Origin of the sequence: Streptomyces sp. SPB162 (assembly GCF_029504575.1) — a bacterium.
Taxonomy (GTDB): Bacteria; Actinomycetota; Actinomycetes; order Streptomycetales; family Streptomycetaceae; genus Actinacidiphila.
The window spans coordinates 457,080-471,752 of sequence record NZ_JAQFII010000001.1; the positions used below are offsets into that span (position 1 = coordinate 457,080).

The window sequence follows — 14,673 nt, forward strand, 5'->3', positions numbered from 1 at the left end:
CGGGACAACAGAAAACGTCGGACTTCCCCGACGGGGGCGGGCGCTGCCGCCCCCAGTGTGCGGCAGGCAGCCGCGCCGGCGGTCACCCGTCCGGCATGTAGTGCTGCGGCAGGTGCCGTTCACCGGCCGGGGGGAGGTTGCGCGGCGGGGTGTGGACGGTGGGCGCGTACGTAGGCAGCCGGCCCCGCTCCCGCTGCCAGCCGGCCCGCGCCCGCGGGTGGAAGCGGCGCTCGTGCGGCACGAGCCGCCAGCTCCGGTTCACGAGGTGGCCGAGGGCGCGCAGTCTGCGCTCGTCGCGGCGTGTCCACGCGTAACCCAGCCGGTCCCGTACGGCCTGCGGGTACATGCCGACCGTCATCCACACCGTCAGCCGGGCCAGGGGTATCCGGGCCGCGGCCCACACCGGGGCCGGCAGCAGACGCAGGACGGGCGGCCTGGCGACCTCGCCCACGTCGAGGACCTGCCGTGTGGGCGCGTTGTCCTCCAGCACGTCCGCGCACATGTGGTCCCAGTACGCCTGGAACTCCTCCCAGCTCGCGGGGACCGGCTTCATACTCAGCCCGTACAGCGCGTACCAGCGCACGTGCTCGTCGAAGAGCTGCCGCCGCTGGGCCTCGGTGAGCCCGCCGCCGAAGTACTCCGCCACATGCATCGTCAGGACGAAGAAGGTCGCGTGCGCCCAGTAGAACGTGCCGGGGTTGAGTGCGTGGTAGGGGCGACCCGAGCTGTCCACACCCTTGATCGTGTCGTGGTAGCCGCGGACGGTCCGCGCGGTCTCGGCGGCGCGCGGACCGTCGTAGACGACGCCCCCGATCGGATAGAACGAGCGGAACAGCCGCTCCCAGCGCTCCTCGAAGAACCGCGAGTGCTCCGCGACTCCGGCGCCCAGTTCGGGGTGCATGTTCTGCATCGATCCCGCCCAGGTCGCCAGCAACAGGGCACGCCAGTCCCCGAAGTACTTCCAGGTGAGTGATTCCGGTCCGAGCGGTATGACGTCCGACATGGTGCACCTCCAACCGCGGGCCCGCTACCCCGTCGTGCAGGCGACGGACAGCCGGCCCGCCGCGTCCGCGAGGGGCGTGACGTCCGGGCCCTTGCCGGTCCCGGCACGCTCCTCGACGCGGCCGAGGGCGACGGACAGATCATCGACGGCCTTGCGGACGTCACCACCGCTGTCACCCCCGACCTGCTGGAGGTCCTTCTTCAACTTCGCCAGGGACGCGGCGGTGTCCTGCCGGCGGCTCTGCTCCGACAGTTGGCCGATATTGGTGGCCGTCGACTGCAGGTCCTGTACATCCCCGGCGATCCGGGTGGCGATCTTGGCGCAGTCCAGGGCCTTGTCCATACCGTCGCAGGCGGCGGCCAGGGGAAGGGCCAGGAGCAGCGAGAGCGCGGCGACCAGCGGGCGCGTCAACCTCTGGGGCATGTACGGGACTCCTCCCCGAGGGGCACGGCGAACTGCCCCGACCACTCTTGCACCGCTCACCTCGAACGGTACTCACGTCCGGGTTCCGAACGGCCGGAACGGGACATCTGCCGCCGCGACCCCTCAGGCACTCCCCTCGGCGATGAGGTCGTCCTCGGAGCTGCCGCGCTTCCAGTACCCCGTGAAGGTGATCGCCCGCCGGTTGATGCCGCGCTCGGACACCAGGTGGCGACGGAGCGCCTTGACCGTCCCCGACTCGCCCGCGATCCAGGCGTACGGCGTGCTCCCCGGCAGTTCCGCGGCGCGCACCGCCTCCAGGACGGGCGGCGCGTCGTCACCGATGAGCCAGGTCACCACGGTGTCGGCCCGGCTGGGCAGTTCGCGGCGGTCGTCCGCGTGCGGGATCTCGATCCAGACCTTCGCCGGCAGCTCGGGCGACAGCCGGGCCAGGATGCCTTCGACGGCCGGCAGAGCGGTGGCGTCGGCGGTGAGGACGATCGAGTCGGTGCCGGGCGGCGGCCGGAAGTCGACGCCCCCGTTGTCCTCCTCGACCGGACCGAGGATGGTGACGCGGTCGCCGGGGCGGGCGGTTTGCGCCCAACTGGAGGCCGGTCCGAGGTCACCGTGCAGGGCGAAGTCCACGTCCAGTTCGGCGGTCGCGTCCCCCGCGGCCCGCAGTTCCCGGACGGTGTAGGTGCGCATGATGCCGCGGACCGCCGGATCGAGGGCGCGCCAGGCCGCGAACCAGTCGGGGTCGGACGGGTCGGGCATGACGGGGGCGTCCTGGTCGCGCTGCGGCAGGAACAGCTTGAACCGCTGGTCCCGGCCGCCGGAGACGAGCAGGGTCGGCTCCGTGCCGCCGAAGGTGACCCGGACGAAGGTCGGTCCGATCCGGGCCGTCCGCAGGACCCGCAGCGCGAAGAAGCGGAAGGGCAGCGCGCTCACGCGACCTTCGCCGCCTTCTCGACCGCGGCGGCCAGCCGCTCGATCAGCGGGGCGGCGCCGGCGTAGGAGAAGCGCGGCTCGCTCGCCCACGGGGTGACCTGGCCGGCCTTGACGGCGGGGAGCTGGGCCCAGGTGGGCTTCGCGGCGAGGTCCTCGGGCTGCAGCGCGGACGAGCGGTCGTCGAGCAGGATCAGGTCGGCGGGGTACTTGTCGGCGTTCTCCCAGCTGAGGTTCTCGAAGAAGCCGCCGGTGACCTTGCCGGGCGTGATGACGTCCACACCGAGGGAGCGGAAGTAACTCAGGTCCGCGTAGACGCCGGGGGTCGAGACGTACAGCAGGTCGGCGCTGCCGGAGGCGGCGAGGACCTTGAGGCCGCCCTTGGCCTTGGCCGCGCGGCGCAGGGTCTCGGATGCCCTCTCGAAACGCGCCTTGGCGTCGGTGACCTTCGCGGCCTTCAGGTCGGCGCCGAGGGACGCGGCGAGTTCGGCGTAGCGCCGGATCGGCTCCGTGAGCGAGACGTCGGCGACGGTGAAGGCGATGCCGGGGGCCAGCGAGAGGATCTTCTTCTTGCTGTCGTCCGGCACGTACCACAGGGCGCCGGGCTGATACATGTTGGTGACCAGCAGGTCGGGGGCGAGCGCCGCGTACTTCTCGACGTTGAACTCGCCCCAGACGTTGCCCAGGACGGTGACCTTGGCGATGTCGATGTCCCCGGCCTGGGGGTCCGCCGTGCCGTCCTTGAGCTTGGTGGGTCCGAAGACCCCGACGCACTCGATGCCGAAGTCGTGCAGCGCGGCCGCGGCGGCGGTGAAGGCCACCACGCGTGCGGGAGTGCGGTCCGACTTCGCCGTCGTCCCGCGGTCGTCCGTGAAGCTCCACGGGCCCTTGGCGCCGGCCGGCTCCGAGGACGTCTTCCCGCCGCTCCCGCAGGCGGCGACGAGCGCTCCGAGGCCGAGGGCGCCTCCCGCGGTGAGCAGGGCGCGGCGGGACGGTGACGAGGAGCGGGGGGTGTGCATGACGAGGCAGCTTCTCTCTCGGGGAGGCGATGTGAGGTTAGGCTAACCTAACTACATGTTGGTAGACAGCCCCGCCCACGCACCGGCGGCCGAGAGGGCCGCGCCCCGGCGCCGTGACGCGACCCGCGCCGCCGGCCTGCTCGCGGCGACCGGCGTCCTGGCGCTGATCGCCCTCGCGAGCATCGCGACCGGCGCCAAACCGATCCCCCTCGACCAGGTCTGGCACGGGCTGTTCCACAGCACCGGCACGAGTACCGACGTCGTCATCCGTGATCTGCGAGTGCCGCGCACCCTGCTCGGTCTGCTGGTCGGCGCCGGGCTCGGGTTGGCGGGCGCCGTCATGCAGGCGCTGACCCGCAACCCGCTGGCCGACCCGGGCCTGCTCGGTGTCAATGCCGGCGCCTCCGCCGCCGTCGTCTCGGCCATCAGCTTCCTGGGCGTCACCTCACTGACGGGGTACGTCTGGTTCGCCTTCCTCGGCGCCGCGGCGGTGTCGGTCCTGGTGTACGCGCTCGGCGGCAGCCGCGGCGCGACCCCGGTGCGCCTGGCGCTGGCCGGCACCGCGCTCACCGCCGCGCTCTACGGCTACGTCAACGCCGTCGAGCTGCTGGACAGCGCGGCGCTGGACACCATGCGCTTCTGGACGGTCGGTTCCCTCGCGTCCGCGACGATGACCGTGGTCGGACAGGTCGCGCCGTTCATCGGCGCCGGAGTGCTACTCGCCCTCGCCCTGGCCCGCCCGCTCAACGCCGTCGCTCTCGGCGACGACACCGCGCGGGCCCTGGGCGCCTCGCTGACCCGTACCCGTGTGCTGGCGATGGCCGCCGTCACCCTGCTGTGCGGGGCGGCGACCGCCGCCTGCGGGCCGATCGTGTTCATCGGCCTGATGGTGCCGCACCTCGTCCGCTCGATCACCGGGCCCGACCTGCGCTGGACGCTTCCGTACGCGGCGGTCCTGTCGCCCGTGCTGCTGCTCGGCGCGGACATCGCCGGCCGGTTCGTCGCCCGGCCCGGCGAGTTGCAGGCCGGCATCATCACCGCCCTCATCGGCGGCCCCGTCTTCATCCACCTCGTACGCCGCCGAAGGATGGCCCAGCTGTGAGAGGTTCCGTACTGCGTACCCGGGGCGGTCTTTCGATCCGCCTCGACACCCGGGCCGCCGCCGTGGTGCTGCTGCTCCTCGCCGTCGCGGCGGTGCTCTCGGTGGCACTCATCGGCACCGGGGACTACCCGATGCCACCGGCCAGGTGCTCGCCACCCTGGCCGGTGGCGGCACCGCCGCCCAGGAGTTCATCGTCCACGACGTGCGGCTGCCGCGCGTCCTGGTCGGGCTGCTCGTCGGCGCCGCGCTGGCCACCGCCGGCGCGGTCTTCCAGAGCGTCTCCCGCAACCCCCTGGGCAGCCCCGACGTGATCGGCCTCGGTCAGGGCTCCGCCGCCGGCGCGCTCAGCGTCATCGTGCTCTTCCACGGCGGGACCTACGCCGTCACGGGCGGAGCCGCCGCCGGAGCGCTGGCCTCCGGGACCGCCGTCTACCTGCTGGCGTGGAGGCGCGGCATCCACGGCTACCGGCTCGTCCTCGTCGGCATCGGCGCGGCCGCCATGCTCGGCGCCGTCAACAGCTATCTGCTCACCCGGGCCGATTACGTCGACGCCGCCCGCGCCGTGGTCTGGCTGACCGGGTCGCTCGAAGGGCGCGACTGGAACCAGGTCTGGCCACTGGCCGTCGCCTGCGCGGTCCTCCTCCCGCTGGTCCTCGGCCACGGCCGGGCCCTGCGCATGATCGAGATGGGCGACGACGCCGCGTACGCGCTGGGAGTGCGGGTGGAACGCACCCGGCTGGTCCTGATGCTCGCCGCCGTCCTGCTCACCGCGGCCGCCACCGCCGCGGCGGGCCCGGTCGCCTTCGTCGCCCTCACCGCACCCCAGCTCGCCCGCCGGCTCACCCGCTCCCCCGGCCCCCATCTGCTGCCCGCCGCCTGCATGGGCGCCGTCCTGCTGGTCGGCGCCGACTGGGCCGCCCAGCGGCTGTTCGGCGACAGCGTGCTGCCGGCGGGTGTGGTGACCGGGATGCTCGGTGGCGGCTACCTGCTGTGGCTGCTGGTCAACGAACGCAAGGCGGGCCGGATATGACCCCCACGAAGAGCCCCGCCGACCGCCCCACAGGAAAGGACCCCATGCGGCACCGTGCCGGAGCCCCGCGGCTCACCGCCGAGGACCTCACCCTCGCCTACGACGAGCGCGTCATCGCCGAGCACCTCTCGGTCGCGATCCCCGACAGCTCCTTCACCGTCATCGTCGGCCCGAACGCCTGCGGCAAGTCCACCCTGTTGCGTGCGCTGTCGCGCATGCTCAAGCCCACCGCCGGCTCCGTACTCCTCGACGGGCAGGCGATCGGATCGCTCCCCGCGAAGAAGGCCGCGCGGATCCTCGGACTGCTGCCCCAGACCTCGGTCGCACCCGACGGCATCACCGTCGCCGACCTCGTCGCGCGTGGCCGCTATCCGCACCAGGGGCTGCTGCGGCAGTGGTCGCGGGAGGACGAGCGCGTCGTCGAGGAGTCGATGGCAGCCACCGCGGTCGGTGAGCTCGCCGACCGCTACGTCGACGAGCTCTCCGGCGGTCAGCGCCAACGCGTCTGGATCGCCATGGCACTCGCCCAGCAGACACCGCTGCTGCTGCTCGACGAACCGACGACGTACCTCGACATCCAGCACCAGATCGAGATCCTCGACCTCTGCGCCGATCTGCACGAGCAGCAGGGCCGCACACTCGTCGCCGTCCTGCACGACCTCAACCACGCCGCCCGCTACGCCACCCACCTGATCGCGCTGCGGGACGGTGAGGTCGTGGCCGAGGGCGCGCCGCGGGACATCGTCACCGCGGAACTGGTGGAACGGGTCTTCGGGCTGCGCTGCCAGGTCATCGACGACCCGGAGACCGGCACCCCCCTCGTCGTCCCCGCCGCGCGCCGCACCCGTAGGGCGGGTGCGGCGGTGAGCGGTTGAGTCAGCAGGGGTCGCTCCGCGGTGTCACTCGTCCGCGATCCAGCTGCCGTGGAAGCCGAGTGGCACCCGGGCCGGCAGATGGATTCGGGCGAGCGGCTTCCCGGTGAAGTCCTGCGCCGACAGGATCACCAGGTCGGACGCCCCGCGATCCGGATTGTGCACGTACGCCAGCGTGTAGCCGTCGTCCTCGGCCGCCGTCGGATGCGGGTCGCAGCCGTGCCGGGAGACGAAGACCGCCTCACTGGCCGCGGCGTTCTTCGGCAGCCGGTGCACTTGTGAGGTGCCCCGGAGCAGGTCCTGCTTGATGAGCGCGTTGCTGAAGGACTCGTCGGGCGGGACGCCGTCGACCGTCTCGTAGGCCGTGAACATCTCGGCGGCGGCGGCCGAGTATCCGTACCGGTGGCGCCGGGCGACCAGCGCTTCGTTGATCCGGGGGAACTCCTGCGGACGGTCGTCGAGCAGGGCGAACCGCACCTGGCCGCGCGTCAGGTCGATGGTCCACCGGTTCAGCGACGGTGTGCCGAACGACGAGGGGCCGCCGGTGCCCCGACCGCCGACGGAGAAGGGGGCCGGGAAGGTGGTGATGTCCACGACCACCGAGTCGCCTTCGTCGTACGCGTTGAGGGTGTGCGAGTAGAAGTACGGCGGCACCTCGAACCAGCGGATCCGCCCGCCGTCGCGCGGCAGCACCCCCACCCGTGACGGGTGGTCGTCGTTCCAGACGTACGGCACCAGCGCGCCCGCCTCGGCCGCCGCCGGGTCGAACGTGACGGGGATGTCGAAGACGATCACGTACTTCCTGGTGAGCGCGAAGTCGTGCATCATCGGGCTGTCCGCCACCGGGATCCGGGTGGTCCTGACGACACGTCCCGCGGGGTCGACGACGAGGTGCCGGACGTGGTCCCACGTCGGGTAGTACGTGATGGCGTGCAGTTCACCGGCGTGCGCGTCGTACTTGGTGTGTGCGGTGTACGGGCCGGTGAGCGTCCCGCCGAAGTCGTACGTGCCGACGGTGTTCAGCTCCTCGTCGAGCTCGTACGGCAGCGGTCCGCTCTCCTGCAGCGCCAGGACGCGGCCCCGGTGCGCGATCACGTGCGTGTTGTTCGCGAAGTCGTCCGGCGGCACCGGCCCGTGGTACGGCTCGCCCAGCTTCTTCGCCACGCCCGACGAGCGGATCCACCGGTTGCGGTACCACTCGGCGCGGCCGTCGCGCAGTCTGACACCGTGCACCATGCCCTCCCCGAGCATGTAGTGGTGCGCGCGGGGGTCCTCCAGACCCAGCACGTTCGGACCGTTCCGCAGGTAGCGGCCGTTCAGTTCGCGGGGGATGCGGCCGGTGACCGGCAGGTCGAAGGCCGTCACCTCCTTGGTCACCGGCGCGAAGGCCCCGTGCAGGAACGGGAACCGGTGGTCCCCGCCGCCCCCGCCCGTGGCCGCGCCGGCCGGTGTCAGGCCGGCGGCCCCGCCGCCCACCATCTGCGCCGCGAACCCTCCCGCGGCCACGATCGCCGCGCTGCGCACTACTTCCCGTCGCGTGTGACCCGTCATCGCTGAACTCCCCGTGCTCCGTCGGTACGAACTGGCATGCACGAGTCTGCGACGGGAGGGACGGCCAGGTCAGTGGGGTTGGGCACCCGGCGATGGTGGTGCCAGGCCCCCTATCGGGGAGGGCGGCCGGTCACGCGCCGCCGTGGGCGCGCAGGTCCCGCTTCGAAACCTTGCCGATGCCGGTCTGCGGGAACGCGTCGACGAACTCGACGTGGTCGGGGACGGCGCCGGTGACCAAAGCCGTACGGCCGGCCAGTTCTTGATACTGCACGGGTCGCTCCCCACCCCGCCCGACCAATGCTGAGGCCTCCATAGATGATGTGGGGCCCGGGTGGGCGCCTGCGGACGGAACGCGGGACCGCGATCAGGCGGCGCGGCCGGGTGGGACCGTCGCCCGGTCCCGCGGCACCGCGGGCGCGACATCGGACGGCTGCAGCGACCGGGTGCCCAGGATGTCGGCGACGACGTCCACGGACGACCGCATGACGTCGGCGGTGAACCGGCCGCGCCGCACGCCGAGATGGCGCAGCGCCGGACCGTGGTCCCAGACGACGACGGCGGTGGCGCCGAGCAGCAGCAGCCGCCAGCCGGCCAGGACCAGGACGCGCAGCGCCCCGGGCAGCGCGCCGAGCGCCTCCCGCAGCCGCAGGCAGTGGAAGGGGACGTGCCGCCGCTCGTCGGCCAGGATCCGCGCCGCGACCTCGCTCACCAGCGGGTCCTCGGTGCCCTCGGCGACAGCCCGGTAGTACCGCAGGGCCACCACCTCGGCGATCATCAGGACCAGCAACTCCAAGCGCAGGCCGAGCAGCCGGCGCAGCCGCACGAAGGCCGAGTCGCTCCAGTGGGCCGCGATGGTCGGCATCCCGCCCGCGCCGAGCAGCAGCGCGAGCAGCCGGGCGTGGTTCTGCTCCTCGGCCACGAACAGCCGGACCGCCGCGGCGTACTCCGGGTCTCCGGCCTCGTCGGCCTTGCGGATCAGGTTCGCACCGTCGCCGTCCTCACCGACCTGGAAGCGCTGCAGACTGCGGGCGAGGGGGCCCGCCAGGCGCGCACCGCCCGCCCAGTCCGGCTCGCCCCGCGCGCTCCGGCGCCCGACCTCGGCCTCGAACGCCCGTGTCCAGCCGGCGAATGTGTGCATGCTCATGCCGCCCCCACCTCGTACGTGTCCCTGGTGCGATGACGGAGAACATAACATTGAACGTGTTCAAATCCTATGCCCGCGCAACGGACGCGCCCGGGCCCGGCCGCATGTCGGCGGCCGGGCCCGGGGAGGCGACCACCGGGGGGAGGTGGTCGCCGAGGAGGGAGAGCGGATCAGGTGCCGTAGACCTCGAACTCGTAGATACGGGTGGCGGTGTCGGTGTTCTGGGTGGGCGTGATGACGGCGAGACGGGCGTAGCGGGCGGTGGCGGTGAACGAGTCGCTGGTGACGTCGGAGGTGTTGCCGCGCACCTGCGCCACCGTGGACCAGGTGGTGCCGTCCGTGGAGACCTGCAGATCGAAGTCCTTGGTGTCCCAGCCGGCCGACTCCCCGCCCGCGCCGGCGTGCCGCACGGTGATGGAGCTGAGCGCGTGCGACGCGCCGAGGTCGACCTGGAGGGTCTTGGTCCCGGCGGCGCCCGAGCACCACTTGTCGGTGTTGCCCCCGGAGACGCTGCCGTTGACCGCCTTGTCAGGTGTCTCGGTGGTGGTGCAGGAAGCGGATCCGGTGGCGGGCCGGTTCAGCGCCAGGTTGCTCGGACCGCCGCTGCCGCCCCCGTAGACCTCCAGTTCGTAGATGCGCGTCGCGGTCGCCCCGGTGTTCCCCGGCGTGTTGACGGTGAGCCGGACGTAGCGCGCCTGCCGGGCGGAGACGGCGTTGTACGTCCTGCTGGACCGGGAGCCGGTGACGGTCGCCGCGGCGGTCCACGTCGTGCCGTCGGTGCTGGTCTGGATCGTGTAGGCACCGGTGTTCCAGCCGGTGTTCTCACCGCCGAGACCGGCGTGCTTGACGACGAAGGAGTCGACCGACTGCGCGGAGCCGAGATCGACCTGCACCGTCGGCGGCGCCGTGTTGGTGCACCACTTGCTGTTGGTCCGCAGCGTGCCGTCGACGGCCTTGTCCGCCGACTCCGCCGCCGCGCAGGGGGTCGCGGAGGTGGTCACCGGCTTGCCCAGGGCGAGATTCGCGCCCAGTTCGGGAGCGGCCGGCACCGAGGTCCCGCCGTCCTGGAACGACGGCGGCACGTCGCCCGCGCCGGTGCCGTAGGTGGCGCTCGGCGTGCCGCCCATCGTGTAGTTCAGCGTCCCGCCCCCCGCCACGTCCGGGTAGCGCAGGTAGCTGTGACTGGTGGCGGCGCCGTTGACACTCAGGCCCTGGACGTAGCTGCCGGAGCCCGAGGAGTTGATGGTGATGTCCCCGGCGGCCCGCTGGATCGTGATCGAGGGGAACGTCGGACCGTGCACGGCGAGCGTGTCGGCGCCCGGGGTGGCGGGGTACATGCCGAGCGCGGCCCAGACGTACCAGGCGGAGGTCGCGCCCAGGTCGTCGTTGCCGGGCAGTCCGCCCGGTCCCGTGGTGAACGACTCGGTCATCACCTTGCGCACCGCGTCCGAGGCGCCGGACGGGTGCCGGGCGAAGTCGTACGCCCACGGCACACCGTGCTCCGGCTCGTTGCCGATGTAGTAGTACGGCCGGCTCTGCCCGGCGTTGACCTCGGTGAAGTGGTGGTCCAGACGCTGTACGGCGGTCTGCCGGCCGCCCATCGAGTTGATGAGGTCGGCGAAGTCGTAGGTGACCATCCACGTGTACTGGGCGGCGTTGCCCTCGGTGAAGGTGGACTGGCTGGCCGGGTCCAGCGGCCAGGGCCAGCTGCCGTCGCTGTTGCGCGGGTGCACGAAGGCCGACTCGGTGTTGTACGTGTTGCGCCACCACTGGGCGCGCGTCATGTGCGTGTTGTAGCTGCTCGTGTTGCCCAGCGACTTGGCGAACTGCGCCGTGGCGAAGTCGGAGGCCGAGTACTCCAGCGAGTCCGACGGGTCCCCGTTGATGTAGTGCAGGCTGGTGAACGTGGACTGCCGGCCGCGGATCGCGGTGCCCTGGATGGTGCCGCCGTTGGAGGACTTCTCCATCAGCGTCAGCGCGGCGGCGGTGTCGAAGTCCCGCGCGCCGAACGCGTACATGCTGCTCACGATGATCGGGCCGGGATCGCCCGTCATCACGAAGTCCTCGTTGGTCTGCTGCGACCACTTGGGCAGCAGACCGCCCTGCTGGCCGTCGAGGACCATGGACTTGGCGATGTCACTCGCCTCGGTCGGCGCGATGAGCGCGATCAGCGCCGCCCAGGAGCGGTAGATGTCCCAGCCGGAGTAGTTCTGGTAGACCGGGCGGGTGGAGTTGTGCACCGCACCGTCGAAGCCGCGGTAGTCGCCGTTGACGTCGCTGGAGATGTTCGGGCTCTGGAAGACGTGGTAGAGCGCGGTGTAGAACTTCAGCAGCTCGGTGGCTCCGCCGCTGGGGATCTGGACCCGGTTCAGGATCTGGTTCCAGGAGGTGTCCGCCGCGGTGCGCACGGCGTTGAAGTCCCAGCCGTTGTTCTCGGTGGTGAGGTTGGTCTTCGCGTTCGCGACGCTGACGTAGGACAGCGCGACCTTGAACTGCACGCTCTGGGCGGCCGTGGTGTCGAAGGTGACGTAGGCGCCGGTGTTGGTGCCGTTGGCGCTCGCCGAGCCTGCGGTCACCGTGCCGCCGCTCCAGGTGCCGAAGCCGGTGGGCGCCTTGTCGAAGCGGATGTCGAAGTAGATCTGGTACGTCTTCGACGAGCCGCAGAAGCCGCCCGCGGTGACGCTGCCGGAGACTTCCGAGCCGCTGATCTGGACTGACCCGCTGCGGTTGCCGGTGGCGCTGCGACTGGTGTTGATCAGCAGCTTCGAGGCGGTGCCGGCGGGGTAGGTGAGCTTACCCATGCCGGTGCGGGTGGTCGCGGTCAGCTCGACGTTGGTGGCGTACTTGTCCAGCCGGGTCTTGTAGTAGCCGGGCGCCGCGGACTCGTTCGCCTTGGTGTAGCCGGACGCGTAACCGGTCCAGCCGGTGCCCGGCGAGGTACCCAGCGTGCCCGTGACCGGGAGCATCGGCAGGTCCTCGTTGTTCGAGCAGCCCGCACCGTCGAAGTGGGTCGCGCTGAAGTCCTCGATGGTGGTGTCGGAGGCGCGGTAGCCGGACGGCGAGGCGGTCGGGGTGTCCGGGCTCAGCTGGACCCCGCCGAACGGGACCACCGCGCCCGGATAGGTGCTCCCGCCGGCGCCGCCCGGCACCGGGTTGGGCGCGGTGCTGTCATCGGTGCCGATGAACGGATCGACGTACTGGGTCGGGTTGGACACCGCCGCGTGCGCGGGGGGTGCGGCGAGGGCGACCGCGCCCACCGCGGTCAGCAGCAGACAGGAGAGGGCCACACCGAGTCTCGGCAACGGGGCAGCCGAGCGGGGAGGCGGATGGACGGCGGGGGCACCGCGGTGCCGGACGGAATGCGATCGGAGCACGGAGGACCACCTTGTCGTGGGGGAGGCCGCTCGCCCGCGAGGCCAGCGTCCTGAAGGCACGGAGGATGCTCGAAGTGCATGTGAACGTTATCAATCGAAACAGGATTCTTGAGGTGTCCCTGACTGCCTGTCAAGAGTGCCCGCAGAGCCGCGGAACCCGGGATTTCCCGGCCCTGGACGGCTGAAAGGCGGCCTTGCGCGGAGTATTGACACATCATCAGGCCAGGCCCACAATCCGGGAATCGCTGCGAACGTTACCAAGGCACGGGGAGGTTTCCCGATGGCAGAACCACTCCTGGAGGCGCGGGGGGTGACCAAGCACTTCGGTCATGTTCAGGCCCTCCAGGGTGCTGATTTCACCGCCTGGCCCGGTGAGGTCGTCGCACTCATCGGCGACAACGGCGCCGGAAAGAGCACTCTGGTCAAGACGTTGTCCGGCACCATCAGACCGGACGGCGGGCAGATCCTGGTGGACGGCGCGCCGGTGCGGCTGACCAGCCCCCTGGACGCACGCCGGTACGGCATCGAGACCGTCTACCAGGACCTGGCGCTCGCGCCGGATCTGGACGCGGCGGCCAATCTGCATCTGGGCCGGGAACTGTTCCGCGGCGGCCTGCTCGGACGGCTCCACGTGCTCGACCGGGGGGCGATGCGCCGCTCGGCCGTCCGGGCCTTCGCCGAACTCGGGGTCGATCTGCAGGACGTGGACGTCCCCGTCGCCTCCCTGTCGGGCGGGCAGCGCCAGTCGGTCGCAGTGGCCCGGGCGGTCGCCTTCGCCAATCGGATCATCTTCATGGACGAGCCCACCGCCGCACTGGGGGTGGTGCAGCGCGGGCGGGTGCTCGACACCATCCGGCGCGTCCGGGACCGCGGTATCGCCGTCGTCCTGATCAGCCACAACATGCCCGAGGTGCTGTCGGTGGCCGACCGCGTCGAGGTACTGCGGCTGGGCCGCCGGGTCGCGCGGTTCACCGCCGCGCAGTCCTCGGTCGAGGAACTGGTCGGTGCGATGACCGGGGCACTGGACCCGGCGGTGAACGGGGGCGGGGCGTGAAGCGGGAGACGGCGGGTCAGGACGTGGCGGGACGCGACATGACGGAACCGGACGGGCCGCGGCTGGAGAAGGCGGCGGCGGACCCGGTACCCGCTCCGGACGCCTCGCCCGCTCGGACGCGGATCACCCTGCCGGGATGGGCCAGGCGCGTCGCGGCGGTCAACGAGGCCTGGACGTTCGGCGTCCTGGTCATCCTGGTCGCCTTCTTCACCATCGCCGCGCCGAACACCTTCCTCACCACGTACGACATCACCCAGATAGCCACCAACGCCGCGATCTACCTGGTGCTCGGCGTCGGCATGACCTTCGTCATCATCGTCGCCGGGATCGACCTGTCCGTCGGCTCGGTGCTCGTCCTGGCCGCCGTGCTGTCCGGCGAGTACACCGTGCACCACGGGGGTGCCGCGTCGGGCTGGGGCACCATCACCGTCAGCGCGCTGATAGCGCTGGCCACCGGCCTGGTGTGGGGCGCCGTGCAGGGGCTGTTGGTGGCCAAGGCCAAGGTGCCCCCGCTGATCGTCACGCTCGGCGGTTTCGGCGCGGCCCTGGGCCTCGCCCAGATCATCACCGGGGGGCAGGACCTCACGGGGGCCGTCTCGGGCAAGCTGCAACGCTCCATTGGGTTCGGCAAGCTCTTCGGGCAGATCCCCTGGCTCGTGGTCATCGCGTTCGGTGCCACCGTCCTGTTCGGGCCTGGTGCTCGCCTACACCCGGTTCGGCCGCTACACGTACGCGATCGGCTCCAACGCGGAGGGTGCCCGCCGGGTGGGCATCGCGGTGGACCGCCACCTCGTCCTGGTCTACGCCCTGGCCGGGCTGCTGGCGGGGCTCGGCAGCGTGATGTGGTTGGCCTACTTCGGCACCACGTCCATCGCCGGCCACTCCACGGACAACCTCAAGGTCATCACCGCGGTGGTGCTCGGCGGCGCCAGCCTCTTCGGTGGCCGCGGATCGGTACTCGGCACGGTGATCGGTGTCTTCATCCCGGCGGTCCTGACCACCGGCCTGATCATCATCGGCGTCCAGCAGTACTGGCAGGACGTCGCCATCGGCGTGGTCCTGGTCCTCGCCGTCTACCTCGACCAGTTCCGCAGGCGCAGCCGCGACCGCGGCTGACCGCGACCCCCACGTACGCCCTCCGCTCCCCCGCTCGGGCCGA

At 71.6% G+C, this 14,673-nt stretch carries 13 protein-coding genes and 2 pseudogenes; 6 read left to right on the plus strand and 9 right to left on the minus strand.

Translation table 11 applies throughout. The features are described 5' to 3' along the window. Nucleotides 1–82: 82 nt before the first annotated feature. The 4 genes from M2266_RS02120 to M2266_RS02135 all read right to left on the minus strand — a co-directional run bounded on the left by M2266_RS02120 (nt 83) and on the right by M2266_RS02135 (nt 3,387). On the minus strand, nt 83–1,003 hold the full coding sequence (locus M2266_RS02120) for an oxygenase MpaB family protein (protein ID WP_277436532.1): 921 nt from the start codon (nt 1,001–1,003) through the stop codon (nt 83–85). 24 nt (nt 1,004–1,027) lie between these two features. Beyond that, the gene (locus tag M2266_RS02125; RefSeq protein ID WP_277436533.1) at nt 1,028–1,426 is read right to left on the minus strand and encodes a hypothetical protein; all 399 of its coding nucleotides are present in this window, start codon (nt 1,424–1,426) and stop codon (nt 1,028–1,030) included. 123 nt (nt 1,427–1,549) lie between these two features. Then, entirely contained in the window at nt 1,550–2,371 is an 822-nt protein-coding gene (locus M2266_RS02130) for a siderophore-interacting protein (RefSeq protein WP_277436534.1), read from the minus strand. Beyond that, entirely contained in the window at nt 2,368–3,387 is a 1,020-nt protein-coding gene (locus tag M2266_RS02135) for an ABC transporter substrate-binding protein (protein WP_277436535.1), read from the minus strand. Before M2266_RS02135 ends, M2266_RS02130 begins: the two co-directional genes overlap by 4 nt. Nucleotides 3,388–3,442: 55 nt before the next feature. Between M2266_RS02135 and M2266_RS02140 the strand changes: the two genes are divergently transcribed. From M2266_RS02140 to M2266_RS02150, 3 genes and pseudogenes are all read left to right on the plus strand, one after another. Then, nucleotides 3,443–4,489, plus strand: coding sequence for an iron chelate uptake ABC transporter family permease subunit (locus M2266_RS02140; protein ID WP_277436536.1), 1,047 nt, complete (start codon nt 3,443–3,445; stop codon nt 4,487–4,489). Beyond that, nucleotides 4,486–5,519 (plus strand): annotated as a pseudogene (locus tag M2266_RS02145) (iron chelate uptake ABC transporter family permease subunit). The gene M2266_RS02140 and the pseudogene M2266_RS02145 overlap by 4 nt, the downstream one beginning before the upstream one ends. A 44-nt stretch (nt 5,520–5,563) precedes the next feature. After that, the gene (locus tag M2266_RS02150; protein ID WP_277441037.1) at nt 5,564–6,394 is read left to right on the plus strand and encodes an ABC transporter ATP-binding protein; all 831 of its coding nucleotides are present in this window, start codon (nt 5,564–5,566) and stop codon (nt 6,392–6,394) included. A 24-nt stretch (nt 6,395–6,418) separates the two neighbouring features. Here M2266_RS02150 and M2266_RS02155 read toward each other — a convergent pair whose 3' ends face one another. The 4 genes from M2266_RS02155 to M2266_RS02170 form a co-directional block, all read right to left on the minus strand. Then, a complete protein-coding gene (locus M2266_RS02155) occupies nt 6,419–7,942 on the minus strand; it encodes a carotenoid oxygenase family protein (protein WP_277436537.1) in 1,524 nt (507 codons plus the stop codon). A 130-nt stretch (nt 7,943–8,072) separates the two neighbouring features. Further along, the gene (locus M2266_RS02160; RefSeq protein ID WP_277441422.1) at nt 8,073–8,213 is read right to left on the minus strand and encodes a hypothetical protein; all 141 of its coding nucleotides are present in this window, start codon (nt 8,211–8,213) and stop codon (nt 8,073–8,075) included. A gap of 93 nt (nt 8,214–8,306) precedes the next feature. Further along, complete coding sequence (locus M2266_RS02165; protein ID WP_277436538.1) at nt 8,307–9,086, minus strand: ferritin-like domain-containing protein; 780 nt, start codon at nt 9,084–9,086, stop codon at nt 8,307–8,309. Between the two features lie 170 nt (nt 9,087–9,256). After that, nucleotides 9,257–12,373 (minus strand): GH92 family glycosyl hydrolase, encoded by a 3,117-nt coding sequence (locus M2266_RS02170; RefSeq protein ID WP_277436539.1) that lies wholly within the window; start codon nt 12,371–12,373, stop codon nt 9,257–9,259. Between the two features lie 367 nt (nt 12,374–12,740). Between M2266_RS02170 and M2266_RS02175 the strand changes: the two genes are divergently transcribed. Further along, nucleotides 12,741–13,514: an ATP-binding cassette domain-containing protein gene (locus M2266_RS02175; protein WP_277436540.1), complete on the plus strand. Its 774-nt coding sequence runs from the start codon at nt 12,741–12,743 to the stop codon at nt 13,512–13,514. A gap of 16 nt (nt 13,515–13,530) precedes the next feature. Here M2266_RS02175 and M2266_RS02180 read toward each other — a convergent pair whose 3' ends face one another. Next, nucleotides 13,531–13,779, minus strand: a complete 249-nt coding sequence (locus M2266_RS02180) for a hypothetical protein (protein WP_277436541.1) — start codon at nt 13,777–13,779, stop codon at nt 13,531–13,533. A gap of 34 nt (nt 13,780–13,813) precedes the next feature. Between M2266_RS02180 and M2266_RS02185 the strand changes: the two are divergent. Both M2266_RS02185 and M2266_RS02190 read left to right on the plus strand, forming a co-directional pair. After that, nucleotides 13,814–14,047: pseudogene (locus tag M2266_RS02185) on the plus strand (ABC transporter permease); the annotation flags it as partial. A 163-nt stretch (nt 14,048–14,210) separates the two neighbouring features. After that, the gene (locus tag M2266_RS02190; protein WP_277436542.1) at nt 14,211–14,630 is read left to right on the plus strand and encodes a hypothetical protein; all 420 of its coding nucleotides are present in this window, start codon (nt 14,211–14,213) and stop codon (nt 14,628–14,630) included. Nucleotides 14,631–14,673: the final 43 nt, after the last annotated feature.